This window comes from Nocardioides lianchengensis, assembly GCF_900101465.1.
GTDB classification, from domain to species: Bacteria; Actinomycetota; Actinomycetes; order Propionibacteriales; family Nocardioidaceae; genus Nocardioides; species Nocardioides lianchengensis.
Genome location: NZ_FMZM01000016.1, coordinates 60,995 through 85,877 on the forward strand (window position 1 = coordinate 60,995; position 24,883 = coordinate 85,877).

General features: G+C 71.9%; 24 protein-coding genes. 16 read left to right on the forward strand and 8 right to left on the reverse strand.

Going from position 1 to position 24,883, the window contains the following annotated elements; translation table 11 throughout:
- Positions 1 to 17 precede the first annotated feature (17 nt).
- Complete coding sequence (locus BLT76_RS23230; RefSeq protein WP_090860758.1) at positions 18 to 488, reverse strand: PPOX class F420-dependent oxidoreductase; 471 nt, start codon at positions 486 to 488, stop codon at positions 18 to 20.
- Positions 489 to 506: 18 nt separating this feature from the next.
- Between BLT76_RS23230 and BLT76_RS23235 the strand changes: the two genes are divergently transcribed.
- The 4 genes from BLT76_RS23235 (at position 507) to BLT76_RS23250 (ending at position 4,147) form a co-directional block, all read left to right on the forward strand.
- On the forward strand, positions 507 to 1,385 hold the full coding sequence (locus BLT76_RS23235) for a hypothetical protein (RefSeq protein ID WP_090860692.1): 879 nt from the start codon (positions 507 to 509) through the stop codon (positions 1,383 to 1,385).
- 83 nt (positions 1,386 to 1,468) lie between these two features.
- On the forward strand, positions 1,469 to 3,361 hold the full coding sequence (typA, locus tag BLT76_RS23240) for a translational GTPase TypA (RefSeq protein ID WP_090860693.1): 1,893 nt from the start codon (positions 1,469 to 1,471) through the stop codon (positions 3,359 to 3,361).
- An 89-nt stretch (positions 3,362 to 3,450) separates the two neighbouring features.
- Positions 3,451 to 3,816, forward strand: coding sequence for a hypothetical protein (locus BLT76_RS23245; RefSeq protein WP_090860694.1), 366 nt, complete (start codon positions 3,451 to 3,453; stop codon positions 3,814 to 3,816).
- Between the two features lie 16 nt (positions 3,817 to 3,832).
- Positions 3,833 to 4,147, forward strand: a complete 315-nt coding sequence (locus BLT76_RS23250) for a hypothetical protein (protein WP_090860695.1) — start codon at positions 3,833 to 3,835, stop codon at positions 4,145 to 4,147.
- Positions 4,148 to 4,194: 47 nt separating this feature from the next.
- Here the strand turns inward: BLT76_RS23250 and BLT76_RS23255 are convergent, their stop codons facing one another.
- Positions 4,195 to 5,304: an ABC transporter ATP-binding protein gene (locus tag BLT76_RS23255; protein WP_090860696.1), complete on the reverse strand. Its 1,110-nt coding sequence runs from the start codon at positions 5,302 to 5,304 to the stop codon at positions 4,195 to 4,197.
- Between the two features lie 274 nt (positions 5,305 to 5,578).
- Here BLT76_RS23255 and BLT76_RS23260 point away from each other — a divergent pair, with 274 nt between their 5' ends.
- From BLT76_RS23260 to BLT76_RS23290, 7 genes are all read left to right on the forward strand, one after another.
- Positions 5,579 to 6,880, forward strand: coding sequence for an ABC transporter substrate-binding protein (locus BLT76_RS23260; RefSeq protein WP_211753184.1), 1,302 nt, complete (start codon positions 5,579 to 5,581; stop codon positions 6,878 to 6,880).
- 99 nt (positions 6,881 to 6,979) lie between these two features.
- Entirely contained in the window at positions 6,980 to 7,984 is a 1,005-nt protein-coding gene (locus BLT76_RS23265) for a carbohydrate ABC transporter permease (protein WP_090860698.1), read from the forward strand.
- Positions 7,981 to 8,823, forward strand: coding sequence for a carbohydrate ABC transporter permease (locus BLT76_RS23270; RefSeq protein WP_090860699.1), 843 nt, complete (start codon positions 7,981 to 7,983; stop codon positions 8,821 to 8,823). Before BLT76_RS23265 ends, BLT76_RS23270 begins: the two co-directional genes overlap by 4 nt.
- A complete protein-coding gene (locus tag BLT76_RS23275) occupies positions 8,820 to 10,328 on the forward strand; it encodes a GH1 family beta-glucosidase (RefSeq protein WP_090860700.1) in 1,509 nt (502 codons plus the stop codon). Before BLT76_RS23270 ends, BLT76_RS23275 begins: the two co-directional genes overlap by 4 nt.
- Before the next feature lie 19 nt (positions 10,329 to 10,347).
- Positions 10,348 to 11,382, forward strand: coding sequence for a LacI family DNA-binding transcriptional regulator (locus BLT76_RS23280; RefSeq protein WP_090860701.1), 1,035 nt, complete (start codon positions 10,348 to 10,350; stop codon positions 11,380 to 11,382).
- A 39-nt stretch (positions 11,383 to 11,421) separates the two neighbouring features.
- Complete coding sequence (locus BLT76_RS23285; protein WP_090860702.1) at positions 11,422 to 12,135, forward strand: FadR/GntR family transcriptional regulator; 714 nt, start codon at positions 11,422 to 11,424, stop codon at positions 12,133 to 12,135.
- A gap of 155 nt (positions 12,136 to 12,290) precedes the next feature.
- Positions 12,291 to 13,307, forward strand: coding sequence for a TIGR03617 family F420-dependent LLM class oxidoreductase (locus tag BLT76_RS23290; RefSeq protein WP_090860703.1), 1,017 nt, complete (start codon positions 12,291 to 12,293; stop codon positions 13,305 to 13,307).
- Between the two features lie 52 nt (positions 13,308 to 13,359).
- Here the strand turns inward: BLT76_RS23290 and BLT76_RS23295 are convergent, their stop codons facing one another.
- The 3 genes from BLT76_RS23295 to BLT76_RS23305 form a co-directional block, all read right to left on the reverse strand.
- Entirely contained in the window at positions 13,360 to 13,989 is a 630-nt protein-coding gene (locus tag BLT76_RS23295; RefSeq protein ID WP_090860704.1) for a hypothetical protein, read from the reverse strand.
- A gap of 38 nt (positions 13,990 to 14,027) precedes the next feature.
- Positions 14,028 to 14,936 (reverse strand): LLM class flavin-dependent oxidoreductase, encoded by a 909-nt coding sequence (locus BLT76_RS23300; RefSeq protein WP_211753186.1) that lies wholly within the window; start codon positions 14,934 to 14,936, stop codon positions 14,028 to 14,030.
- Positions 14,937 to 15,086: 150 nt separating this feature from the next.
- On the reverse strand, positions 15,087 to 16,409 hold the full coding sequence (locus BLT76_RS23305) for an MFS transporter (protein ID WP_090860705.1): 1,323 nt from the start codon (positions 16,407 to 16,409) through the stop codon (positions 15,087 to 15,089).
- Between the two features lie 57 nt (positions 16,410 to 16,466).
- On the opposite strand from BLT76_RS23305, the gene BLT76_RS23310 reads away from it, so the two are divergent.
- The 4 genes from BLT76_RS23310 to BLT76_RS23325 all read left to right on the forward strand — a co-directional run bounded on the left by BLT76_RS23310 (position 16,467) and on the right by BLT76_RS23325 (position 21,756).
- Complete coding sequence (locus tag BLT76_RS23310) at positions 16,467 to 16,970, forward strand: MarR family winged helix-turn-helix transcriptional regulator (protein WP_244509539.1); 504 nt, start codon at positions 16,467 to 16,469, stop codon at positions 16,968 to 16,970.
- Positions 16,971 to 17,051: 81 nt separating this feature from the next.
- The gene (icmF, locus tag BLT76_RS23315) at positions 17,052 to 20,246 is read left to right on the forward strand and encodes a fused isobutyryl-CoA mutase/GTPase IcmF (RefSeq protein WP_090860706.1); all 3,195 of its coding nucleotides are present in this window, start codon (positions 17,052 to 17,054) and stop codon (positions 20,244 to 20,246) included.
- A 308-nt stretch (positions 20,247 to 20,554) separates the two neighbouring features.
- Complete coding sequence (locus BLT76_RS23320) at positions 20,555 to 21,049, forward strand: thioesterase family protein (protein WP_090860707.1); 495 nt, start codon at positions 20,555 to 20,557, stop codon at positions 21,047 to 21,049.
- Positions 21,046 to 21,756, forward strand: coding sequence for a helical backbone metal receptor (locus BLT76_RS23325; protein ID WP_090860708.1), 711 nt, complete (start codon positions 21,046 to 21,048; stop codon positions 21,754 to 21,756). Before BLT76_RS23320 ends, BLT76_RS23325 begins: the two co-directional genes overlap by 4 nt.
- Before the next feature lie 135 nt (positions 21,757 to 21,891).
- On the opposite strand, the gene BLT76_RS23330 is transcribed toward BLT76_RS23325, so the two are convergent.
- From BLT76_RS23330 to BLT76_RS23340, 3 genes are all read right to left on the reverse strand, one after another.
- Positions 21,892 to 22,932 (reverse strand): App1 family protein phosphatidate phosphatase, encoded by a 1,041-nt coding sequence (locus BLT76_RS23330; protein WP_090860709.1) that lies wholly within the window; start codon positions 22,930 to 22,932, stop codon positions 21,892 to 21,894.
- Between the two features lie 118 nt (positions 22,933 to 23,050).
- Positions 23,051 to 23,824, reverse strand: a complete 774-nt coding sequence (locus BLT76_RS23335) for an enoyl-CoA hydratase-related protein (protein WP_090860710.1) — start codon at positions 23,822 to 23,824, stop codon at positions 23,051 to 23,053.
- Positions 23,817 to 24,398 carry a rhomboid family intramembrane serine protease gene (locus BLT76_RS23340; protein ID WP_090860711.1) on the reverse strand — a complete coding sequence of 194 codons (582 nt, stop codon included), beginning with the start codon at positions 24,396 to 24,398 and terminating at the stop codon, positions 23,817 to 23,819. Before BLT76_RS23340 ends, BLT76_RS23335 begins: the two co-directional genes overlap by 8 nt.
- A gap of 165 nt (positions 24,399 to 24,563) precedes the next feature.
- On the opposite strand from BLT76_RS23340, the gene BLT76_RS23345 reads away from it, so the two are divergent.
- Positions 24,564 to 24,863 (forward strand): GIY-YIG nuclease family protein, encoded by a 300-nt coding sequence (locus tag BLT76_RS23345; RefSeq protein ID WP_090860761.1) that lies wholly within the window; start codon positions 24,564 to 24,566, stop codon positions 24,861 to 24,863.
- Positions 24,864 to 24,883 lie beyond the last annotated feature (20 nt).

Sequence of the window (24,883 nt, forward strand, 5' to 3'; positions counted from 1 at the left end):
ACCGCGAGGGCTGCTGTCTAGGCCGGGGCGCGGTCCGGCGGGAAGCCGCCGGTGGCGATCGGGCCCCACGACTCGACCGAGATCCGCAGCAGGGACTTGCCCTGGCGACGCATCGCCGCGCGGTAGTCGTCCCAGTCGGGGTGCTCGCCGGAGATGCAGCGGAAGTACTCGACCAGCCCGTCCTCGGCGGCCGGGTCCGGCATGTCGAGCACCTCGGCGGTGCCGTCGAGCTGCACCCAGGCGTCGTCCCACTCGTCGGAGAGGACCAGCACGGTGGCGGCCGGTCGGCGGCGCAGGTTGGTCACCTTGGCGCGGTCGGGGTACGTCGACACGACGACCCGCCCGTCGGCGTCGACCCCGCCGGTGACCGGCGAGACCTGCGGCGAGCCGTCCTGCTTGGTGGTCACCAGCAGCATCCGGTGCCGGGGCCGGACGAACTCCAGCAGCTGGTCGCGGTCGACGCGGTCCTTCGTGGCGATCCGGGGCATGTCCTCCACCATAGGAGCGTGAAGGTGACGGTGGACCGGGACAGCGTGGCCATGGGCGACGACACGGAGTCGCACGAGCGCACGCTCGACGTCCCCGGCGAGACGACGCTGGGCGCCTTCCTGGCGCACCTCACGCCCGAGGTCTCCGTGGCCGGGTCGGCCACCTGGGTGGTGCGCCTCGGCGGCCGCGACGGCGAGTGGGTCGGCATGTACGACGGCCAGATGCGCGTGCTGCGCGAGGCCGAGCGGACGCTGACCGACCTCGGTGTGACCGGGATCCACTTCGACTACTGGGCCGGGGCGCCCGCCGAGCTGCTGCTGGAGTCGCTGGCGGCGGGCCGGCTGCCGGCGAAGGACGCGCTGCAGCGCGAGGGCTGGCGCCGCGGCTGGCAGGTCGAGGACGACCGGGCCCGCGCGAAGGCCGCGACCACCACCCGGCGGCTGCTCAGCGCGGAGGCGGTCGCGGCCGTGGCCGCGCTGGGCGGGCGGATCGAGGTGCACGCGCCGTCGTACTGCCGGCTGGTGGGGGCGGACGGCACGACGTACGTCGTCACCGCCGACCAGCACTGGTCGCGCGTCTCGACGGTCGACGAGGCCGGCGACCGGCAGGGGCTGGGCACCTTCCGACCGCCGGGACCGCTCGCGGAGACCACCCTGGTCGCCCGCCTGGGCGCGACCTGGCGGGCGACCCGGGGGCTGGACCCGGTCGAGCCGCCACGGCACCGCACCACCGTGAGCCGCTCCGGTGGGATCTGGCGCTGGACGTTCACCGACGGCGGGGTCGAGCACGAGGGCCGCTACTGGCCGGACGGGACGCTGGCGGCGGCCTTCGCGCCGTACGCGCGGCTCGAGGTGCCGGAGATCACGGCGCTGTTCACCGTCGGCGACGCTCGCTGAATCGGCGGGAGCGACCCCCGCCGGTAGACTCGACGAGGCCCGTTCGGGTCCTCGTACCCCACCGGAAGTGACGTCGTACCGCCATGTCTGGAAACACCCAGCGCACTGACCTCCGCAACGTCGCCATCGTCGCGCACGTCGACCACGGCAAGACCACCCTCGTCGACGCGATGCTGCGCCAGGCCGGCGCGTTCACCGCGCACCAGGCCGAGAGCGTCGCCGAGCGCGTGATGGACTCCGGTGACCTCGAGCGCGAGAAGGGCATCACGATCCTCGCGAAGAACACCGCGGTCCACTACGAGGGCCCCGCCGGCGGCGGCCAGCCGATGGTCATCAACATCATCGACACCCCCGGCCACGCCGACTTCGGTGGCGAGGTCGAGCGCGGCCTGTCCATGGTCGACGGCATCGTCCTCCTGGTCGACGCGTCCGAGGGACCGCTCCCCCAGACCCGCTTCGTGCTGCGCAAGGCGCTCAACGCCGACATGCCGGTGATCCTGGTCGTCAACAAGACCGACCGCGGCGACGCCCGGATCTCCGAGGTCGTCGACGAGACCTACGAGCTGTTCATGGACCTGCTCGACGAGTCGCACAGCCAGGACGCGCTCGACTTCCCGGTCGTCTACGCCTCGGGTCGCGCCGGCATCGCCAGCCTGACCGCGCCCGAGAACGGCACCATGCCGGAGGGCAGCGACCTCGAGCCGCTGTTCAAGACGATCCTCGAGACGATCCCCGCGCCGACGTACGACGAGGGCGCGCCGCTGCAGGCCCACGTCACCAACCTCGACTCCTCGCCGTTCCTCGGTCGCCTGGCGCTGCTGCGCATCAAGCAGGGCAACCTGAAGAAGGGCCAGACGGTCGCCTGGATCCGCCGCGACGGCGAGGTCAAGAACGTCCGGATCACCGAGCTCCTCGTCACCGAGGGACTCGAGCGCAAGCCCGGCGAGTCGGCCGGCCCCGGCGACATCGTCGCCATCGCCGGCATCCCCGACATCACCATCGGCGAGACCCTCGCCGACGTCGAGAACCCGGTCGCGCTGCCGCTCATCCACGTCGACGAGCCGGCCATCTCCATGACCATCGGCACCAACACCTCGCCGCTGGTCGGCAAGGTCAAGGGCGGCAAGGTCACGGCCCGCCTGGTCAAGGACCGCCTCGACAGCGAGCTGATCGGCAACGTCTCGCTGCGCATCCTCCCGACCGAGCGCCCCGACGCCTGGGAGGTGCAGGGCCGCGGCGAGCTGGCGCTGGCCATCCTGGTCGAGCAGATGCGCCGCGAGGGCTTCGAGCTGACCGTCGGCAAGCCGCAGGTGGTCACCAAGGAGGTGAACGGCAAGGTCCACGAGCCGTTCGAGCGCCTGACCATCGACGCCCCCGAGGAGTACCTCGGCACCATCACCGAGCTGCTCGCCTCCCGCAAGGGCCGCATGGAGCAGATGACCAACCACGGCACCGGCTGGGTGCGCATGGAGTTCCTGGTCCCCGCCCGCGGCCTGATCGGCTTCCGCACCCAGTTCCTCACCGACACCCGCGGCACCGGCATCGCGCACGGCATCTCCGAGGGCTACGAGCCGTGGGCCGGCGAGATCCGCTCGCGGACCAACGGCTCCCTGGTCGCGGACCGCAAGGGCGCGGCGACGGCGTACGCCATGACGTCGCTGCAGGAGCGCGGCGTGATGTTCGTCGAGCCGACCACCGAGGTTTACGAGGGCATGATCGTCGGCGAGAACTCCCGCGCCGACGACATGGACGTCAACATCACCAAGGAGAAGCAGCAGACCAACATCCGGTCCGCCACCTCCGACAACTTCGAGAAGCTGATCCCGCCGCGCAAGCTGAGCCTGGAGCAGTGCCTGGAGTTCTGCCGCGACGACGAGTGCGTCGAGGTCACCCCCGAGTCGGTCCGGATCCGCAAGGTCGTCCTCGACCAGAACGAGCGCGCCAAGATGGCCAGCCGGGCCCGCAAGTCCAAGTAGTCCCCCGCACCACACCCGAGCCGGTGTGAGGTCGCGCCCAGTCGGCGCGAACTCGCGCCGGCTCGGCGCATTTCTGGAAGGGTTCGGGTGTGGACGACGAGTTGGCCGTGACGCAGTACGACATCCCCGATCACGTCGTGATCAGCATCGTGACCGAGTTCGGGGCCAGCGTCGTCGCCCTGGTCGCCTGCGTGGTTCTGCTCCGCCACGGACGGGCCGCTGTCGTCGGCGCCCTGGGCGCGCTCCTCGCCGGGACCACCACCGGCCTGGCCCTCGTCGACTACCTCACGACGCTGTATCGCGACGCGGGGCCGATCGCCTGGCCCGACTGGTCGTACGAGGCGATCACCTACGGGCGGGCGGCCGGCTTCGCGCTCGTCACGCTGGCCGTGCTGCTCACGCTCATCCGGACCGGACGACCGACGGGCGCAGCTGGGCCCGTCGGCACGGTCTGAGGAGAAGGAGACCGCCATGGACGACCCGTACGACGTACCGACCGACCTCTGGGTGAGCTCGGGCCTGGAGCTCGCCGTCTGCCTGCTGGCCGCTCTGGCCGCTCTGGCCGTGCTCCGACGCGGCCCGGTGGCTCCCCTCGCCGCCCTGGGCGCGCTGCTCGCAGGCGGATCCGCCGCCTTCGTGCTGTTCTCCTATCGCAGCACCAGCGAGTGGACGTGGTCCGACCGGTTCTACCAGCTGACGATGTACGGCCGGGCCGCCGGGTTCGCCCTCCTCGCCCTCGCTCTGGTCGTCGGCCTCCTCCGCTCCCGCCGCCCCGGGGAGCACTAGGCCGAGTCGGCGCACATGTGCGCCGACTCGGCGAGCTCATGCACAGCTCAGGCGGTGAGGCGGGCGCCGGTGGCGGTGTCGAAGACGTGCACCTTCTCGGGGCTGGTGGTCAGGCGGACCACCTCGCCCTTGGCGAGCGGCAGCCGGGCGTCGATGCGGGCGACGATCTGCTGGAGCAGGCCGCCCTCCCCGGCGGCGTCGGGCGCGGGCTCGGCCGGGGTGGCGTAGAGGAAGGCGTCGGCGCCCAGCTCCTCGACGACCGCGACCTTGACCGGGTAGCCCTCCTCGCCCTCGGCGGCGATCCGCCAGGACTCCGGCCGTACGCCGAGGGTGATCGCGCCCGACGACTTCGCGGCCGCGGTCCGGTCGATCGGGATCGAGAAGCCGTCGACGACGGCCGAGCCGTCGCCGGCGCTCTTCGCGGCCAGCAGGTTCATCGCGGGCGAGCCGATGAAGCCCGCGACGAAGAGGTTCGCCGGCCGGTCGTAGAGCGCGAGCGGGGTGTCGACCTGTTGCAGGAGGCCGTCCTTGAGCACCGCGACCCGGTCGCCCATGGTCATCGCCTCGACCTGGTCGTGGGTGACGTAGACCGTCGTGATCCCGAGCCGCTGCTGCAGCGCGGCGATCTGGGTGCGGGTCGAGACGCGGAGCTTGGCGTCCAGGTTCGACAGCGGCTCGTCCATGCAGAACACCTGCGGCTGGCGCACGATCGCGCGCCCCATCGCGACCCGCTGCCGCTGACCACCCGAGAGGGCCTTCGGCTTGCGGTCGAGGTACGCCTCGAGGTCGAGCAGCCCCGCCGCCTCCGCGACCCGGGCCCCCCGATCCTCCTTGCCCACGCCGGCCATCTTGAGCGCGAAGGCCATGTTCTCGGCGACGGTCATGTGGGGGTAGAGCGCGTAGTTCTGGAAGACCATCGCGATGTCGCGGTCCTTGGGCGGCAGGTCGGTCACGTCGCGGTCCCCGATCAGGATCTGGCCGGCCGTCACCTCCTCCAGCCCGGCGAGCATCCGCAGCGAGGTGGACTTGCCGCAGCCGGACGGCCCGACCAGGACCATGAACTCCCCGTCGCCGATCTCGAGGTTCAGGTCGGACACCGCGGGGGTGTCGGAGCCGGGGTAGGTCCGCTCCGCGTTTCGGTAGGTCACAGAGGACATGACAGGTAGATCCCTTCACCGGCAGGCACGTGCCGGACGATCCGTCGTGAATGGGTTCCCGCACCGTACGACGCACGCTGGGCCGCCGTCTAGTGGAAGCGTTTCCACACTTTCCGCCCCTGGCGGTGAGCGATTGCAGCGCAACCGTTGACAGGGAATGTGACCCATGTCATCGTTGCGCCGTCGATCCGTGGAAGCGCTCTCACACCTCCGCCCGACTCGGGACCTCCGATCGACGCCGTCATGCTGATCCGTGCAAGTCAGGAGTGTCACCGTGCGCAACACCATCCCCCGACCGGTCCGCCGGTCCCTCGCAGGCGCCGCCATCGGCGTCCTCGTCATCGGACTGACCGCCGCGTGCGGCGGCGACAGCGACCCGAAGAAGTCCGCGGAGCAGGAGGACCTCGCCAAGGGCGACTCCATCTCCATCACCACGTTCGGCGAGTTCGGCTACGACGACCTCATCGAGCAGTGGAACTCCGAGAACCCCGACATCCAGGTCGAGCAGACCAAGGTCTCCAAGTGGGACGACTGGAAGGCCGAGGTCACGACCAGCCTCCAGGCCGGCGGCAAGGGTCTCCCCGACGTCGTCGCCGTCGAGGGCGACTACATGCCGGCCGTCGTGGCCGCGCCGGACGTCTGGGTCGACCTCTCCTCGCCCGACGTCGAGGGCCGCTGGCTGGACTTCAAGTCCGCCGGCGCCACGACCGAGGACGGGCAGCTGCTCGGCTACGCCACCGACGCGGGCCCTGAGGCGATCTGCTACCGCAAGGACCTCTTCAAGGCGGCCGGCCTCCCCAGCGAGCGGGACGAGGTCGCCGCCGAGATGGGCACCTGGGACGACTACTTCGCCCTCGGCGAGGAGTTCAAGAAGGGCTCGGACGCCAACTTCTACGACGCCAGCGGCTCGATCGCCCAGGCGATGCTGAACCAGGTCGAGTTCCCCTTCGAGCAGGCCGACAACACCATCGACATCTCCTCCGACGAGCTGAAGAACGTCTGGGACACCGTCACCTCGCACACCGACCTCGGCAGCAAGGCCGTCCAGTGGAGCCCGGACTGGACCGCCGCGTTCCAGAAGCCCGGCATCGCCACCGTCGCCTGCCCCGGCTGGATGCGCAACAACATCAAGGAGAACACCGGTGACCCCGCTCCCGCGGGCGTCGAGTGGGACATCGCCGACGTCTTCCCGGGCGGCGGCGGCAACTGGGGCGGCTCCTACCTGACCGTCCCGAAGGTGTCGAAGCACCAGGCCGAGGCCAAGGAGTTCATCACCTGGCTCACCGCGCCCGAGCAGCAGGCCAAGGTCTTCGAGCTGACCGGCAACTTCCCCTCGCAGGTCGAGGCCCTGAAGTCCGAGGCCGTCCTCGCGGCGACCGACGACTACTTCGGCGGCGCCCCGGCCGGCGAGATCTTCTCCAACCGGGCCGCGGCCATCACCGTCCAGCCCTACCACGGCCCGCTCTACTCCGACGTCCTGCAGAAGTTCCAGGACGCCATCAACCGCGTCGACCAGGGCACCAAGCCCGCCGACTCGTGGAAGACCTTCGAGCAGGACGTCGCCTCGCTGCAGTGATCGCACTCCCGTGACCCCGCTCCAGTGATGGAGTGGAACGACCGTCGGGCCGCCCGAGCTCTCCCCGGGCGGCCCGACACCACCTGAGGAAGGGCGCCGATGCTCACCGATGAACGACCCGGCCGGGGCACCGCCCCCACCGACGAGGCCGGGAGTACGACGACCGCACCCCCGCCGCCCGACCGGCGGCTGCTGCGCCGGCAACGGCTCTCGCGCTGGGACGTGCGGCTCTCGCCGTACCTCTACATCTCGCCGTTCTTCGTCCTCTTCGCGCTGGTCGGCCTGTTCCCGCTCCTCTACACCGGCTACCTGTCGGTGCACGACTGGGACAAGATCTACCGCCAGCGCGGCGAGTTCACCGGGTGGGAGAACTTCGACTTCGTCCTCCACGACCCGATCTTCCAGAAGGCGCTGGTCAACACCTTCAGCATCTTCCTGATGTCGTCGATCCCGCAGATCGTCATCGCGGTCAGCATCGCGGCGCTCCTCGACAACCAGCTCCGGGCCAGCACCTTCTGGCGGATGAGCGTGCTGCTGCCCTTCGTGGTGGCCCCGGCCGCCACCGCGCTCATCTTCGGCAGCTTCTTCGCCGACCAGTCCGGGCTGATCAACACCACGCTCCGCGAGATCGGGCTGGAGCCGATCCGCTGGCACGTCGACCGGCTGTGGAGCCACGTCGCGATCTCGAGCATGGTCAACTGGCGCTGGACCGGCTACAACACGCTGATCTTCCTGGCCGCCATGCAGGCCGTGCCGCGCGACCTCTACGAGTCGGCGGCGATCGACGGCGCCGGCCGGCTGCGCCAGTTCTTCTCGGTCACCCTGCCGATGATCCGCCCGACGATGATCTTCATCATCGTCACCAGCACCATCGGCGGTCTGCAGATCTTCACGGAGCCGCGACTCTTCGACGACTCGATCAGCCGCGAGGGCGGCGCCGACCACCAGTACATGACGGTGGCGCTCTACATCTACGACCGCGGCATCGTCGACGGCTTCTACGGCCGGGCGTCGGCCGCCGCGTGGATCCTCTTCCTGATCATCGTCGGGATCGCGCTGCTCAACTTCGCCCTCACCCGCTACGTCACGAGGAGGAACGCATGAGCAGGCAGAGCAAGCTGGTCCACCGCCCGGGCTGGGTCGTCTACGGCCTGCTCGCGGCCTTCGTCATCGGCTCGGCGCTGCCGCTCTACTGGTCGTTCGTCATCGGCTCGCACACCAAGGCCGAGGCCCGCGAGGTGCCGCCGCCGCTGCTGCCGGGCGGGCACTTCCTCGACAACGCGCGCCGAGTGTTCGACACCATCGACTTCTGGCAGGCGATGGCCAACAGCATCATCGTCTCGACCGCCTGCGCCGCGTCCGTCGTGTTCTTCGCGACGCTCGCCGGCTACAGCTTCGCCAAGCTGCGCTTCCGCGGCAGCAACGCGCTGATGGGCTTCGTGGTACTGACCATGGCCGTCCCGACCCAGCTGGCGATCGTGCCGCTGTTCATCATCGTCACCGACTACGGGCTGTACGACACCCTGGCCGCCGTCGCGCTGCCGACCCTGGTCACGGCGTTCGGCGTCTTCTTCATGCGGCAGTACCTCCTCGACGCCATCCCCGGCGAGCTCATCGAGGCCGCCCGCGTGGACGGCGCCTCGATGATCCGCACCTTCTGGACCGTCGCCGTCCCGGCCGCGCGCCCGGCGATGGCCATCCTGTTCCTCTTCACCTTCATGACCGTGTGGACCGACTACATGTGGCCGCTGGTCGCCCTGAAGGACAACCAGACCCTCCAGGTGGCGCTCGACCAACTGGCCATCGCCGGCCAGGGCCAGACCACCGACTACGCGCTCGTCCTCTGCGGCACCGGGCTCGCCACGATCCCGCTGCTGATCCTGTTCGTCGTCTCCGGCCGCCAGCTCGTGGCCGGCATCATGCAAGGAGCGGTCAAGGGATGACCTCCCCCACCACCACCATCACGCCCGACACCACCGGGCAGCTGGTCTTCCCCCGCGACTTCCTCTGGGGCGCCGCCACCGCGGCGTACCAGATCGAGGGCGCCGTGGCCGAGGACGGCCGTACGCCGTCGATCTGGGACACCTTCTCCCGCGTGCCCGGGGCCGTGCTCGGCGGCGACACCGGCGACGTGGCCTGCGAGCACTACCGGCGCTACCCCGAGGACGTCGCGCTGATGTCCTCGCTGAACCTCAACGCCTACCGGTTCTCGACCGCCTGGCCGCGGGTCCGCCCCGACGGCGGCGCTCCCAACCAGGCCGGCCTCGACTTCTACGCGCGGCTGACCGACGAGCTCCTCGGCCGCGGGATCACCCCGTGGGTCACGCTCTACCACTGGGACCTGCCCGAGACCCTCGAGCGGGCGGGCGGCTGGACCAACCGCGACACGGCGTACCGCTTCGCCGACTACGCCCTCTCCCTGTACGACGCCCTCGGCGACCGGGTCCCCTACTGGACCACGATGAACGAGCCCTGGTGCTCGGCGTTCCTCGGCTACACCGGCGGGCAGCACGCGCCGGGTCGCCAGGAGGGCGTCGCCGGGGTGGTCGCCGCGCACCACCTGATGCTCGGGCACGGGCTGGTCGTCGACGAGCTGCGCCGTCGCGGCTCGCAGGCCCAGCTCGGGATCACGCTGAACCTCACCGTCGCCGACCCCTACGACCCGACCGAGCCCGCCGACGTCGACGCCGCGCGCCGCGTGGACGGCTTCTTCAACCGGGTCTTCCTCGAGCCGATCTTCCACGGCCGCTACGCCGACGACCTGGCCGGCGACACCGCGGGCCTGACGTTCAACGGCCGGCCGTGGCAGGACGTCGTTCGCGACGGCGACCTCGAGCTGATCAGCACGCCGATCGACGTCCTCGGCGTGAACTACTACCACGGCGACGCCGCCAGCGGCCGCCCGATCGGCGACCCCGCCGAGGTGCTCGGGTCCCGCATCGAGCACCCGTCGCGGCCGGTCACCTCGCCGTACCCGGGCGGGACCGACATCGGCTTCCCGCGGCGCGGGCTGCCGGTCACCGGGATGGACTGGGAGGTGCAGCCCGAGGGGCTGACCCGCCTGCTCGTCCGGCTCCGCGACGAGTACGACGTCCCGCCGGTCTACATCACCGAGAACGGCGCGGCGTACGACGACGAGGTCGGCCCGGACGGGACCGTCGACGATCCCGGCCGACTCGAGTTCATCGATGCGCACCTGCGGGCGACGCACGCCGCGATCGAGCAGGGCGTCGACGTGCGCGGCTACTTCGCGTGGTCGCTGCTCGACAACTACGAGTGGGCCTACGGCTACGGGCAGCGCTTCGGGATCGTGCACGTCGACTACGACACCCAGGTGCGCACCCCGAAGGCCAGCGCCCGCTTCTACGCCGAGGCCGCCCGCACCGGACGGCTGCCCGGACGACTGCCTGGACGACTGCCTGGACACACGCCCGGGACGACCCCGTGAGGTCGGTAGCGTGGCGCGCGTGAGCACCCGCAACGGCCTCGGTCCCGGGGGTTCGCCGACCCTCGACGAGGTCGCGCGGCTGGCCGGGGTGTCCCGGGCGACCGCCTCGCGAGCCATCAACGGCGGCAACCGGGTCAGCGCCACGGCCCAGGCCGCGGTCGACGCCGCGGTCCGCACGCTGGGCTACACGCCCAACCCGGCGGCGCGCAGCCTGGTGACGCGGCGGACCGACTCGGTGGCGCTCGTCGTACCCGAGCCGGACGAGCGGGTCTTCACGGACCCGTTCTTCGCCCACACCCTGCGCGGCGCGACCCGGGTGCTCGCGGAGCGCGACGTCCAGCTGGTGCTGCTCCTGGCCCGACCCGGCGAGGAGGAGCAGCGGATGCTGCGCTACCTCCGCAACCGCCACATCGACGGCGCTCTCGTGGTCTCCCACCACCAGAGCGACAGCCTGGCCGACCACCTGGCCGCCCTCGACCTGCCGTGCGCGTTCGTCGGCCGGCCGTGGACCAGCGCCGACAAGGTGGCCTACGTCGACACCGACAACGTCGCCGGTGGCCGCGAGGCCACCCAGGCGCTGGTCGAGCGCGGCTGCCGCCGGATCGGCACCGTCGCCGGCCCGGCCGACATGACCGCCAGCGTGGACCGGCTCGACGGCTGGTACGCCGCGATGCGGCAGGCCGGGCTCGCCGACGACGCGGTCATCCACGGCGACTTCACCGAGTCCGGCGGCGAGCGCTCGGCGGCCGAGCTGCTGGCCCGGCACCCCGACCTCGACGGCATCGTGGTGGCCTCCGACCTGATGGCGGCGGGCACGCTCAAGACGCTGGCCGCCCTCGGTCGCCGGGTCCCCGACGACGTCGCCGTCATCGGGTACGACGACCTCGGCGTGCACGAGCGCACCAACCCGCCGCTGACGACGATGCGCAACCCGATCCGCGAGATGGCCGAGCAGGCGACCCGGCTGCTGCTGGAGCAGGTCGACGGCGAGCGGCCCGCGGCCGCGATGCGGGTGATCTTCCCGCCGTCGCTGGTGCGCCGGGAGACCGCCTGAGCGGCCCCACCCCGGCCGATCGATGAATATGATCCGCCCATGTCGACGACCCGCCCGCAGAAGACCGCGCTCCTCGTGGCGCAGCGGATCGTGGCCGACATCAACCGGCGCGGCAACACCGTGGGCGACCGGCTGCCGCCCGAGCGGGTGATGCTCGAGGAGTACGAGGTGGGCCGGGGCACGTTGCGCGAGTCGCTGCGCTTCCTGGAGCTGCAGGGCGTCATCGCGCTCAAGCCGGGCCCGGGCGGGGGCCCGATCGTCCGGCGACCCGACCCCACGGCGCTCGCGACCTCACTGACCCTGCTCCTGCAGTTCGACCAGGCTCCGCTCCGCAGCGTCGCCGAGGCCCGGGCGGGCCTGGAGCCGGCGCTGGCGCGGCTGGCGGCCGAGCAGATGACGGAGGACCAGCTCGGCGAGCTCCGCGCCGTCGCCGAGAGCTCGGAGCACCTCGACGACCCGCGCGGCTTCCTGGAGCAGGACCGGCACTTCCACGACCTCGTCGCCCGCGGCTCGGGCAACCCCGTGCTCGCCCACCTCTCGGCCGCTCTGCTGCTCCTCGATCGCCCGGCCGGGGGCACTGAGACCGCCGCGCGGCGCTCCACCGCCCGCCAGGCCCACCTGCGCATCGTCGAGGCGATCGCGTCCCGTGACGCCGGGGAGACCCAGACCGCGATGGCCGACCACCTCGCCCAGGACCTGCGGCACGCCGAGGAGGCGCAGCTCGCCGCCCCGGTCGTGTGGGAGAGCCCGTAGCGTCCCGTCTCGCAACCACCGCCGGGCGACGACGGCGTTCGGGTGCGGGGGGTTTCGAGACGGTTGCTGCGCAACCTCCTCAACCACCGGGTGATGGGGCCGACTGAGCGGGACAGGGCCCGCGGCCGCCGTACCGCTGGGTGAGGATCGGCGCCATGCTCCTCGACGTCCAGCTCGACGCCCGCCCGGACCTGGCCGCCGAACGGGCCCGCGAACTGGTCGCCGCAGGCGTCGACGGGCTGTTCACCTTCGAGGGCCCGCACGACGTCTTCCTGCCGCTGGCCGCGGCGGCCGGGGCGGTCGAGACCGACCTGATGACCAACGTCGCGATCGCCATGCCCCGCTCCCCCATGCACCTCGCCCACACCGCCTGGGACCTGCAGCTGATGTCGCGGGGGCGGTTCCGGCTGGGCCTCGGCTCGCAGATCCGCCCCCACATCGAGAAGCGGTACGGCGCCACCTGGTCGCCGCCCGCGGCCCGGATGAAGGAGATCGTCGCCGCCGTGAAGGCGATCCTCGCCTCGTGGCAGGACGGCACCCGGCTCGATTTCGTCGGCGAGCACACCCGCCACACGCTGATGCCGCCGACGTTCGTCCCCGGCCCGAACCCGTACGGCGCGCCGCCGGTGCTGCTCGGCGCCCTCGGCCCGGTGATGACCCGAACCGCGGCCGAGGTGGCTGACGGGCTGCTGGTGATGCCGTTCCACAGCGTCCGGCACCTCGCCGAGCGCACCCTGCCCGCCGTCCAGGAGGGCCTGGAGCGGGCCGGCCGCGAGTCGATCGCGATCTTCCCGCAGGCCATCCTGGCCATGGGCCGCACGCCTGAGGAGCTCGCCGCGGCCAGCCTTGGCGTGCGCGGGCTGCTGGCCTTCTACGGCTCCACCCCGGCCTACCGCCCGGTCCTCGACGTCGAGGGCTGGGGAGACCTGCAGCCCGAGCTGAACGCCCTGTCCAAGCAGGGCGACGTCGCCGCGATGATGGCGCTGGTCAGCGACGAGATGATCGACACCATCGCCGTGCGCGGCACCCCCGAGGAGTGCGCGGCCGAGCTCGGCCGCCGCTTCGGCGCGGTCGCCGACCGGGTCTGCTGCTACTTCCCCGGGTACGACGCGCCCCTGGATCAGGTCGGCGCACTCGCTGCGGCCCTGCGGCCAGAGGGTGCTCGCGAGTAGTACGGGGAGGGGCACACGTGTGCCCCTCCCCGTACTACTCGCAAGGGGTCCCTCAGCGCGGCCGCAGCGTCGGGGCCGGGTTGGCGGAGCGGATCCCGATCCCGGCGAAGGCCAGCCCGAAGACCAGGATCGACCACTTGGAGACCGCGTTCGGGAGCAGCGCCCCGAGCGGCAGCATCAGCACGTGCAGCAGCATCAGCAGCGGGATCCAGCGGGGCACCGAGCCGGCACGCAGCAGCGCCACGCCGAGGAGCAGCTCGCCGAGGTAGAACGCCACGATCCAGCCGTAGAGGAAGACCAGCAGGCCGGCCTCCTCGGTGACCGCATTGATGCTCTTGTCCCGGATCGCATCGGTGACCACCAGGGCCCGCAGGAAGACCAGCAGCATCGCGTAGCCCGCGATGCCGATGAACCCGATGGCCAGGGCGACGACGGCGGACATCCCGACGTACCGCCCCGGACCGGGGACCAGCACCAGCACCGACGGCAGGCCGAGGATCAGCATGGCGGCAGCCAGGAAGTAGATCGCGGAGACGGCGAGCCAGCGGTTGTCGTTCTCGCGGACCAGCTGGAGCGTCTCGGAGCCGCTGGACCCGGTCGGGGTCAGCAGCGAGGCGAGGGCGAGGGCCATCGCCCCGGTGACGAGCAGGGCCGCCGACGCAGGCACCCAGTCGTTGCGCATCCGCACACCGTAGGGGTCGGCGGACCGGTGCCGAGGAGTTATCCCGAGGTTTTCGCCACGGCGTCCGCGACCCGTCGTACCTGCTCGACGGCGGAGCCGGTCGGGATCAGCTGGACCTCGTCGGTGCCGAGGTCCTCGAAGCGGCGCAGCAGGGCCACCAGCTCGGGCACGGTGCCCGCGAAGCCGGTGGTCGGGGCCATCGCGTCGACCAGGCTCGCGGGCAGCCAGCTCATGTAGTGGCGCAGGTGCCGGTGCACCTGCGCTCGGGCCTGGCCGCCGGTGGTCTCCTCGAGCGCGAACCAGAACGACGTGGTCAGCCGCGGGGCCGGCCGTCCTGCCTCGGCCCAGGACGCACGGGCCAGGTCGAAGAGCGTCCCGACGGCGTCCGTGGACAGGTCGAGGGTGACGCCGGCGAGTCCGTCGGCCCAGCCGGCGGCGTACCGGACCGTCCGCGGACCCATCGTCCCGACCAGCAGCTCGGGTCCGCCCTCCTGGACCGGGGGCGGCCCGACCGGCCCGACGTCGTCACCGACGCGCTCGCCGCCCCACACCCGCCTCATCACCGCGGCCCGGTCGCCGAGCTCGCGCATCCGCTGCGTGGTGGGGTCCGCGCCGACGGCGAGGTAGTCCTCGACCCGGCCGCCGACCCCGAGGCCGACGCTGAGCCGGCCCCCGCTCAGCCGGTCGCCGGTGGCGAGCGACTTGGCCAGCAGCACCGGGTCGTGCAGCTGCGGCACCACCACGGTCGTCGTGATCCGCACCCGCGACGTCCAGGCCGCGACCGCGCCCAGCAGGGTCAGCGTCTCGGGGTTGTCGAAGGCCATCCGCTCGCCGAAGCACACCGACGAGAACGGCCCCTCGTCGGTGGCCCGCGCCCACGCCTCCAGCGTCCCCGGCTCGGCCCAGAGGTCGGGCTCCATCACGGGCAGCGTCATCCCCACCTGCATGCGCGTCACTCTGACCGAGTCCGCCGACCCCCACCCCCGACCCCGTCTCGTTCACCGGGACCGACCGGTGGTTGAGCAGGTTGCGCCAGCAACCGTGTCGAAACCCTCGCACCCGACCGCAGACGTCGAGTGACCGACACCAACCCACCCTCAGGCCACCTCAGCCACCCGCCGCAGCTCCGGCGCGAGCGCCACCAACCCCAGCACCGGCAGCACCGCCAGCAGCGCGAGCGCCCAGGACACCCCGATCACGTCACCCGCCCCACCGACCACGGCCGACCCCACCGATCCCCCGGTCATGAACACGAGCGTGGCGATCCCGAGCGCGACGCCGCGGACGTCGACGTGCACGGCCGACCCGACCGCGGCGCCCAGCGACGGCTGTCCGAGCCCGAAGGCCACGGTCACCAGCAGCACCCCGACGCCGAGCACCGGGGCGGAGTCGATGCCGGCGCCCAGGCCGGCGACGAGCAGCGCGACCGACGCGGTCACCCCGGAGACCGCCAGCGACACCGAGGGCCCGACCCGGTCCAGCAGCGGGCCGGCCACCCGCGGGACGAACAGCGCCACCACCGCGCTGGGGACCAGCAGCAGGCCCACCTGCCAGGCCTCCCAGCCGTCGTGCACCAGCACCGCCGGCACCGCGATCAGCTGTCCGAACCAGGCCGCGGGCACCGCCGCCGCGGCCAGCGCGCTGCGCACCACCGTCGGGTTGCCGATCACCGCGATCGGCAGGAACCCGTCGTGCGGACGCTGCCGCACCCGCAGCGCCACCAGCGGCGCCCCGAGCACCAGCAGCAGCACCCCGGCGAGCGCGACCACCAGGCCGGTCGACGGGGACTGCACCAGCAGCACCAGTCCGGACGCGGTCAGCGCGACCAGGACCGCGCCGAGGATGTCGAGGCTGGCCCCGGTGCCGTCGCCGACGAGCGCCTTCCACAGCAGCGGGACGACCAGCACGCCGAGGACCGGCAGCGCCATCACGGCGCGCCAGCCGAAGGCGTGCTCGACGATCCCGCCGAGCAACGGGCCGAGGCAGGACACGGCGGCCGCGGTGCCGGCCAGCCGGCCGAGCGCGAGCCCGCGCACCGCGCCGTCGTACCGCGCGCTGACGATGGCCACGCCCAGGGTCGGGACGGCCGCGGCGCCGGCGCCCTGGAAGAGCCGGGCCACCAGCAGCACGCCGTACGACGGCGCGGCGGCCGCGACCAGCGCGCCCGCGGTCATCAGCCCGATCCCGACCAGCAGCGGCAGCTTCACGCCCACCAGGTCGGAGACCCGGCCGTAGACCGCGGTCGTGACCGCGAGCATCAGCGCGTAGAGGCTGATCGTCCAGGTCGCCTGGCCGACCCCGATGTCGAAGTGGTCGCCGATCATCGGCAGCGCGATCGCGGCGGACGCCGAGCCCATGCCGGCGAGGCCGAAGAGGAGGCCCAGGAGGACAGAGATGCGTCTGGAGTCGTCCGAGGCCATGTCCGGCGACAACCACCGGCGACCGGGATCTGTTCCGCGCGGACCTAGGCTGGCCCGGTGAGCCCCGACCGCGACCCCATCCGCGAGGCGCACCGGCAGTGGACCCGGCACGGCTGGTCCGAGGCCGCCGACGGGATGGCGATGGTGACCTCCGTGGTCCGCGTCCAGCAGCTGCTGATGGAGCGCATCGACGCCGTGCTGCGCCCGCTCGGGCTGACCTTCGCCCGCTACGAGGTGCTGCGGCTGCTCTCGTTCTCGAAGGCCGGCGGGATGCCGATGACCCGCCTGGGCTCGCTGCTCCAGGTCCATCCCACGAGCGTCACCAGCGCCGTCGACCGCCTCGAGCGGCAGGGGTACGTCGAGCGGGTCCGCCGCAGCGACGACCGCCGGGTCGTGGTCGCCTCGATCACCGGCGCCGGCCGCGAGGTGGTCGAGACCGCGACCACCGGCCTGAACACCGAGGTCTTCGAGCGGCCCGGTCTCGAGGCCGACCGGCTCGCCGCCCTCACCGAGCTGCTCGGCGCCGTCCGCGCCAGCGGCGGCGACCTGGTCGACGGCTAGACGGGTGGTTACTTCCCCGTAGGTCCGTGGACGTCCTACTATCAAATAGTTGGACATCCAATCTTCTCCCCCGAGGCGGCCATGACCGACTTGCACGTCCCCCAGCACCCCGTCCGCCTCGTCACCGCGAGCAGCCTCTTCGACGGTCACGACGCGTCCATCAACATCATGCGGCGGATCTTCCAGAGCCAGGGCTGCGAGGTGATCCACCTCGGGCACAACCGCTCCGTGCAGGAGGTCGTCGACGCGGCCCTGGAGGAGGACGCCCAGGGGGTCGCGGTGTCGTCGTACCAGGGCGGGCACCTCGAGTACTTCGAGTACCTCGTCGAGTCGCTGCGCGCCCAGGGCGCCGACCACATCAAGGTCGTCGGCGGCGGGGGCGGCGTGATCGTCCGCGAGGAGATCGAGCGGCTGCGCAGCTCCGGCGTCACCATCTTCTCGCCCGAGGACGGGCAGCGGATGGGCCTGGTCGGGATGATCAACTCGGTCGTCGCCGACTGCGACTTCGACCTCTGGAGCGGCAAGCAGGTCGGCGCCGACCAGGTCATCAGCGGCGACCGGTTCGCGATCGCCCGCGCGATCACCGGCGCCGAGGGCGGCCGACTGCCGGCCGACATGGTCGCCGCCCTGCGCGACGCCGCGGCCGCGCACACCACCCCGGTCCTCGGCATCACCGGCACCGGCGGCTCCGGCAAGTCCTCCCTCACCGACGAGCTCGTACGACGCTTCCGCGTCGACCAGCAGGACAAGCTCCGGGTCGCGGTCATCGCCGTCGACCCGACCCGGCGCCGCGGCGGTGGGGCGCTCTTGGGCGACCGGATCCGGATGAACTCCCTCGACGGCGACCGGGTCCTGTTCCGCAGCCTGGCCACCCGCGGCGCCCACGAGCTGCCCGACCACCTCGACGACGTCATCACCGTGGTCAAGGCCGCCGGCTTCGACCTGGTCGTCGTGGAGACCCCCGGCATCGGCCAGGGCGATGCGGCGATCGTGCCGTTCGTCGACGCGTCGATGTACGTCATGACGCCCGAGTTCGGCGCCGCCTCGCAGCTGGAGAAGATCGACATGCTCGACTTCGCCGACGTCGTCGCGATCAACAAGTTCGAGCGCCGGGGCGCCAAGGACGCGCTGCGCGACGTCGGCCGCCAGCTGGTCCGCAACCGCGAGGCCTTCGGCCAGCAGCCCGACGACATGCCCGTCTTCGGCACCTCCGCCGCGACCTTCAACGACGACGGCGTCACCGCGCTCTACCAGCACCTGCGCGGGGTGCTCAGCGAGAAGGGCCTGGACTTCGCGGAGGGCGCGCTGACCCCGGTCGACGTACGCCACTCCTCCGGCATCCGCCAGGTGGTGCCGACCGAGCGGGTCCGCTACCTGGCCGAGATCACCGAGACGGTCCGGGCCTACCACGCCGAGACCGAGAAGCTGGCCGCCGCGGCCCGCCGTGCCCAGGCCTACCGGCTCGTCGCCGACGACCTCGACGACGCGGAGGACGCTGACCTCGCCGGTCGAGTAGCGAGCGCCAGCGAGCGTATCGAGACCCACCTCCCCCACACCCTCCGCGAGCAGATCGCCGGCTGGCCGGCCGTCGTCGAGTCCTACTCCGGCGACGAGCAGGTCGTGAAGGTCCGGGATAAGGAGCTCCACACCAAGCTGACCCGGGAGTCGCTCTCGGGCAACCGGATCCCCCGCGTCGCGCTCCCGTCGTACGCCGACCACGGCGAGCTGGTGCGCTTCTGGCGCCGGGAGAACCTGCCGGGCTACTTCCCCTTCACCGCGGGCGTCTTCCCGTTCAAGCGGGACGGCGAGGACCCGGCCCGGATGTTCGCCGGCGAGGGCGACCCCGCGCGCACCAACCGGCGCTTCAAGATCCTCTCCGCCGACGGCGACGCGAAGCGGCTCTCGACGGCGTTCGACTCGGTCACGCTCTACGGCCGCGACCCCGACGAGCGGCCCGACATCTACGGCAAGGTCGGCACGTCCGGCGTCAGCGTCGCGACGCTCGACGACATGAGGGTCCTGTACGACGGGTTCGACCTGCTCGCCCCCAGCACCAGCGTCAGCATGACCATCAACGGCCCCGCGCCGACCGTGCTGGCCTTCTTCCTCAACACCGTGCTCGACCAGGCCCGGGCGGCCGGCGTCGACGACGCGACCGCGCTGGCCACGGTCCGCGGCACCGTCCAGGCCGACATCCTCAAGGAGGACCAGGGCCAGAACACCTGCCTGTTCTCGACCGAGTTCAGCCTGCGCTGCATGGCCGACATCCAGGAGTGGTTCATCGAGCAGGGGGTGCGCAACTTCTACTCGGTGAGCATCTCTGGCTACCACATCGCCGAGGCCGGGGCGAACCCCATCAGCCAGCTCGCGTTCACCCTCGCCAACGGCTTCACCTACGTCGAGGCCTACCTCGCGCGCGGCATGGACATCGACGACTTCGCGCCCAACCTGTCGTTCTTCTTCTCCAACGGCATGGACCCCGAGTACTCCGTCATCGGCCGGGTCGCCCGCCGGATCTGGGCGGTCGCGATGCGCGACAAGTACGGCGCAGGTGAGCGCTCGCAGAAGCTGAAGTACCACGTCCAGACGAGCGGCCGCTCCCTGCACGCGCAGGAGATGGACTTCAACGACATCCGCACCACGCTGCAGGCCCTGATCGCGATCTACGACAACGCCAACAGCCTGCACACCAACGCCTACGACGAGGCCGTCACCACCCCCACCGAGGACTCCGTGCGCCGGGCCCTGGCCATCCAGCTGATCATCAACCGCGAGTGGGGCCTGGCCATGAACGAGAACCCCCTCCAGGGGTCGTTCATCATCGACGAACTCACCGACCTGGTGGAGGCCGCCGTCCTCGAGGAGTTCGACCGGATCAACGAGCGCGGCGGCGTACTCGGCGCGATGGAGACCGGCTACCAGCGCGGCCGGATCCAGGACGAGTCGATGCTCTACGAGCACCGCAAGCACGACGGCACGCTGCCGCTGATCGGCGTGAACACCTTCCTGAAGAAGGACGCCGAGGGCGCCACCCCGGTGACCGTCGAGCTGGCCCGCGCCACCGAGACCGAGAAGCGCTCCCAGCTGGACCGCGTGCACGCCTTCCAGGAGGCGCACCGCACCGAGGCGGAGGCGGCGATCGACCGCCTGAAGGCCGCCGCGACCTCCGGTGAGAACGTCTTCGCCGTCCTCATGGACGCCGCCCGCGTGTGCACCCTCGGTCAGGTCACCGAGGCGTTCTTCGAGGTCGGCGGCGCCTACCGCCGCAACGTCTGACCCCACGCCCCGGGGTGATTGAGGAGCGCCCCGGTGGTTGAGGAGGGACGAAGTCCCGCGGTCCGGTGGTTGAGGAGGGACGAAGTCCCGCGGTCCGGTGGTTGAGGAGGGACGAAGTCCCGCGGTCCGGTGGTTGAGGAGGGACGAAGTCCCGTCTCGAAACCCCCGCAGCCGACCCACCTACCTCTACCTCGATCGTGCCCACGCCCGGCTGAACGCCTTTCGAGGCTCACCCGCCAGCACGGCTTCGCACCTCAACCAGCGAACCGGCGGAATGGCCGGGGACCGACCCGGATACCCTGCCGACCGTGAGCACCCTGCCGACGTACGACGACCTGGCCGCCCTCCCCGCCTACAGCGACCGGCGCGTGCCGGTGGCGTTCGAGGACATCAACGGCCACATGAACGTGAAGCACTACATCGGGATCGCCAGCGAGGGGCTCGACGAGGCGCTCACCGAGGTCGGCATCCCGACCAACTGGGCCGACAAGGGCTTCGCGGTCTTCTCCGCCGAGCACCACCTGACCTACGTCAACGAGCTGCTGACCGGGGACAACGTCTCGGTGCGGGTGCGGCTGATCGGGCGCTCGGAGCGGGCGATCCACGTGGTCGTCTACCTGCTCGACGACACCCGCAAGCAGCTCAGCTACGTGATGGAGGAGATCTTCCTCCACATCGACATGACCACCCGCAAGACGTCGCCGTGGCCCGAGGACGTGGCCACCAAGGTCGACGCCCGGGTCGCCGAGCACGCGGACCTGCCCTTCGAGCCGGCCCTGTCGGGGACCATCAGCCTGCGGTGACCCTCGACCGGGTGATCTCGCTGGTGCCCTCGATCACCGAGGCGCTCGCCAGCGTCCGCCCGGACGCGCTCGTCGGGGCGACCGACTGGTGCACCCACCCCGCGGACCTCGTCGTACGACGGGTCCGCGGGACCAAGAACCCCGACCTCGCGGCGATCCGCGACCTCGCCCCCGACCTGGTGGTCGTCAACCGCGAGGAGAACCGGGAGCTCGACGTACGGCGCCTGCGCGAGGCCGGCGTACGCGTCCACGTCACGGTGATCGAGACGGTGCCGCAGGCGGTCGAGGCGTTCGAGGAGCTCTTCGACGACGTCCTCGGCTGGGCGCGACCGGAGTGGCTGGCGACCGCCCGCGACCTCTGGTGCGGGCCGCTGCCGCCGGTGCGTCGCCGGGCGGCGATCCCGATCTGGCGCGACCCGTGGATGGTGGTCGGCGCGCGCACCTTCACCGGCGACCTGGCCCGACGCCTCGGGCTCGAGAACGTCTTCGCCGACTCCCCCGACCGCTACCCCCACGTCTTCGTCGCCGACATCGAGGCGGCCGGGCCGGACGTCGTACTGCTGCCCGACGAGCCCTACGTCTTCACCGCCGACGACGGCCCGGAGGCCTTCACCACCCCCACCGAGCTGGTCAGCGGTCGGCTGCTGACCTGGTACGGCCCCTCCCTCATCGAGGCCCACCGCTCGCTGAGCTCGTCGGTCGAGTAGCCGCCCACCGCTCGTCGCTCGAGTAGCCGATCGCCGCTCGCTGGTCGAGTAGCCGCTCGCTGGTCGAGTAGCCGCCGAGGAACGAGGCGGCGTATCGAGACCCACCAGCGGTCTCGATACGCTCGCTGGCGCTCGCTACTCGACCGACGAAGGCGGGACCAACCCCAGGTCCCGGAGCGCGGCCACCATCGTCGCCGTGTCGGGCGCGAGCACGAACGGGACGTCCTGGTCCCAGCCGTCGGTGACCGCCTCGACCCGCCCGTCCCCCGGGTCGAGACGCACCTCGCGGATGCAGACCGCGAGGATCCGGCCGGGGTGCCGGCGGACCGTCTCGGCGTAGATCTGCGGGTCGTGCTCGGCGGAGTCGCCGACCAGCACGAACCGCAGGTGGGGGTGGAGGCCGAGCACCTCCTCGATCCGCTCGCGCTTATGGCCCCCGGCCACCAGGTCGCGCAGCAGCACCGGCCCCGTCGGGAAGCCGCGGTGGGCGAGGAAGCCGAGCAGGAAGTCGTGCAGGTTCCACGGGCTCGAGGAGACGTAGAAGAACGGGTTCCGGTCGTCGGGCCGGGCCAGCGCGCGGTAGAGCTCGGGCGCCCCGTCGAAGGTGGTCCGGGTGAGCGCGGACCCGGTCAGCGTCTGCCGGATCATCGTCCAGGTCCGCTGCACGCCGGTCACCAGGATCGTGTCGTCGACGTCGGAGAGCACCCCCAGCTCGGCCCGCTCGTCGCTGACCCGCACCAGCACCCGCGCGGTCGCCTCACGGATCCCGCGGTACGGCGCCGCGAGCCGGATCGTCCCCTCCGACCACGGCGCGCTCAGCTCGCAGCCGCTCAGCTCCACGCGGAAGTAGCCGTCGTCGTCGGTGACCGCCTCGGCCTCCGCGCCGCCCACCTCGACCCGCAGGTGCACCCCCGGGAGCTCGCTGGTCACGAAGCCGGCCACGCTGCGTCGTACCGCCGCCCACGGGGTCTCGCCGTCGATCGTCTCGGCCGGCTCCGGGTCGTCGAGGACCCGGCCGCGGACGACGACGCGGCCAGTCCCCTGCTGGTCGGCGCTGCCGTGGCCGACGTACGCCACGATCCGGAAATGGGCCGGGACCTTGTCGCCCCACCGCGACCGGAGCAGCGAGTCCCACCGCCGCTCGAGGCGGCCCAGGACGAGGCGTGCACGGCTCATGCCCCGGAGGCTACCCAGGCCCGAGGGCGCGCTGTGGGGGCGAACGAGCGGCCGGACCCGCCCTCAGGAGGGACGGCGGTCACGTTCGCCCCCGTGGGGCGCCCTGGTCCCGGGCTACTCACCGGAAGGCGGGCCTCTCCTTGGCCAGGAACGCCCGCACCCCCTCGGCGAAGTCGGGTCCGGTGTAGACGTCGCGGAGCACCGCCTCGTCGTCGCGCGGGGACGCCTCGGCGACCTGCGCTCGGGCGTGGAGCTGGGCCTTCGTGGTGCGCAGGGTGACCCCGGAGGCGGCCCGGATCCCGTCGACGAGCCCGGCCAGCTCGCCGTCCAGGTCCTCGACGACCCCGAGCAGCGCGCCCACGGCGTAGGCGCGATCGGCGTCGACGAGGCGCGAGGCCAGCAGCATCTCGCGGGTCAGCGACTCCCCGAAGACGGCGGCGGTGCGGTAGACGATCGAGGCGGAGAGGGCGTTGCCGAGGGTGCGCGCGATCGGGTAGCCGAACCGGCTGCCGGGGGTGGCGACGCGCAGGTCGCAGTGCGACGCGACCGCCAGCCCGCCGCCCACGCAGACCCCGTCGACCGCGGCGACCGTGACCTGCGGCAGCGCGAACAGCGCCTCCAGCAGCTCCCGGATCCAGCCCTCGTAGGCCACCGCGTCGGCGTCCACGAAGTCGCTGATCTCGTTGCCCGCGGCGAAGGCCTTGCCGCCCGCCCCGCGCAGCACCAACACCCGTACGCCGGCATCCGTCCGCAGCTCGTCGCACAGCTCGCGGAGACCGGCGTACATGGCCCGGGTGAAGGCGTTGCGGCGCTCGGGGCGGTTGAACGTCACCTCGACCACGCCGTCGGACCGGCGCACCAGCAGCTCGTCGCTCACCCTCTGCTCAGTCATGCCGGGAGGCTACCGATCGGTCCGGCCGCAGCACCCAGGCGGCGACCACGCCGCCGACCGCCCCGAACAGGTGCCCCTGCCAGGACACCCCCGGATCACCCGGGAGCACGCCCCAGAGCAGCCCGCCCCAGATCACCAGCACCCCCAGGCCGATCAGCACCTCGGCCAGGCTCCGGTTGAGGACACCGCGGACCAGCAGGTAGGTCATCCAGCCGAAGATCAGCACGGACGCCCCGATGTGGACGGTGTACGACGGCGCCACGAGCCAGGTGCCGAGCCCGCCGACGACCCAGATCACGCCGGTCGCGGCGAGGCCGCGGGCGATCCCGGTCGCGAGCACCAGGAAACCCAGCACCACGACCGGCACCGTGTTGGCCTCCAGGTGACCCCAGCCTCCGTGCAGCAGCGGCGCGAAGGCGATCCCGAGCAACCCCTCGGCGTCGCGGGGCCGGACGCCGTACTGGTCGAGGCGGTGGTCGGCGACCGAGTCGACGATCTCGAGCACCCACAGCACCACCACGAACCCGCCCACCAGCCCGATCGCCTGCTGCCAGACCGGCCTCCGCGTCTCCATCCCCCCACCCTGCCAGCCCCACCCGGTGGTCGAGCAACGCTGGTCGAGCAGGAAGGCGTGCTAGCGCCTGACGTTGTCGAGACCCGGTGACCCGACAAGCGACCTCGTCCACAGACGCACACACGACCCATGGCGCTCGATCGATGCTTCGCCCAGGGTGAGCCCATGGCCTGGCCCTACATCCTCGAGTGCGCCGACACGTCCTTCTACGTCGGCAGCACCGTCGATCTCGAGCGTCGACTCACGCAGCACAGCTCGGGAGAAGGAGCCGCCTACACGCGTCCTCGGCGCCGCCGCCCTGTCCGGCTGGTGTGGAGCGTCGAGATGGCCCGGATCGATGACGCCTTCGCGCTGGAGAAGCAGATCCAGAACTGGGGTCGCGCCAAACGGATCGCGTTGATCGAGGGGCGGCTCAGCGACCTGCCCATGCTGGCGCGAGGTCGGGACCGGGGCCCGCAGGGTTGAGCCGGTCGAGGTTGCCTGTC

Excerpts from the sequence above, each read along its gene's own strand:
- BLT76_RS23230 (WP_090860758.1), bottom strand. The coding sequence starts at position 488 with ATGCCCCGGATCGCCACGAAGGACCGCGTCGACCGCGACCAGCTGCTG.
- BLT76_RS23345 (WP_090860761.1), top strand. The coding sequence starts at position 24,564 with ATGGCCTGGCCCTACATCCTCGAGTGCGCCGACACGTCCTTCTACGTC.
- typA (WP_090860693.1), top strand. The coding sequence starts at position 1,469 with ATGTCTGGAAACACCCAGCGCACTGACCTCCGCAACGTCGCCATCGTC.
- BLT76_RS23275 (WP_090860700.1), top strand. The coding sequence starts at position 8,820 with ATGACCTCCCCCACCACCACCATCACGCCCGACACCACCGGGCAGCTG.
- BLT76_RS23305 (WP_090860705.1), bottom strand. The coding sequence starts at position 16,409 with ATGGCCTCGGACGACTCCAGACGCATCTCTGTCCTCCTGGGCCTCCTC.
- BLT76_RS23250 (WP_090860695.1), top strand. The coding sequence starts at position 3,833 with ATGGACGACCCGTACGACGTACCGACCGACCTCTGGGTGAGCTCGGGC.
- BLT76_RS23300 (WP_211753186.1), bottom strand. The coding sequence starts at position 14,936 with ATGCAGGTGGGGATGACGCTGCCCGTGATGGAGCCCGACCTCTGGGCC.
- BLT76_RS23270 (WP_090860699.1), top strand. The coding sequence starts at position 7,981 with ATGAGCAGGCAGAGCAAGCTGGTCCACCGCCCGGGCTGGGTCGTCTAC.
- BLT76_RS23285 (WP_090860702.1), top strand. The coding sequence starts at position 11,422 with ATGTCGACGACCCGCCCGCAGAAGACCGCGCTCCTCGTGGCGCAGCGG.
- BLT76_RS23255 (WP_090860696.1), bottom strand. The coding sequence starts at position 5,304 with ATGTCCTCTGTGACCTACCGAAACGCGGAGCGGACCTACCCCGGCTCC.
- BLT76_RS23335 (WP_090860710.1), bottom strand. The coding sequence starts at position 23,824 with ATGACTGAGCAGAGGGTGAGCGACGAGCTGCTGGTGCGCCGGTCCGAC.
- BLT76_RS23295 (WP_090860704.1), bottom strand. The coding sequence starts at position 13,989 with ATGCGCAACGACTGGGTGCCTGCGTCGGCGGCCCTGCTCGTCACCGGG.
- BLT76_RS23330 (WP_090860709.1), bottom strand. The coding sequence starts at position 22,932 with ATGAGCCGTGCACGCCTCGTCCTGGGCCGCCTCGAGCGGCGGTGGGAC.
- BLT76_RS23265 (WP_090860698.1), top strand. The coding sequence starts at position 6,980 with ATGCTCACCGATGAACGACCCGGCCGGGGCACCGCCCCCACCGACGAG.
- BLT76_RS23290 (WP_090860703.1), top strand. The coding sequence starts at position 12,291 with ATGCTCCTCGACGTCCAGCTCGACGCCCGCCCGGACCTGGCCGCCGAA.
- icmF (WP_090860706.1), top strand. The coding sequence starts at position 17,052 with ATGACCGACTTGCACGTCCCCCAGCACCCCGTCCGCCTCGTCACCGCG.
- BLT76_RS23340 (WP_090860711.1), bottom strand. The coding sequence starts at position 24,398 with ATGGAGACGCGGAGGCCGGTCTGGCAGCAGGCGATCGGGCTGGTGGGC.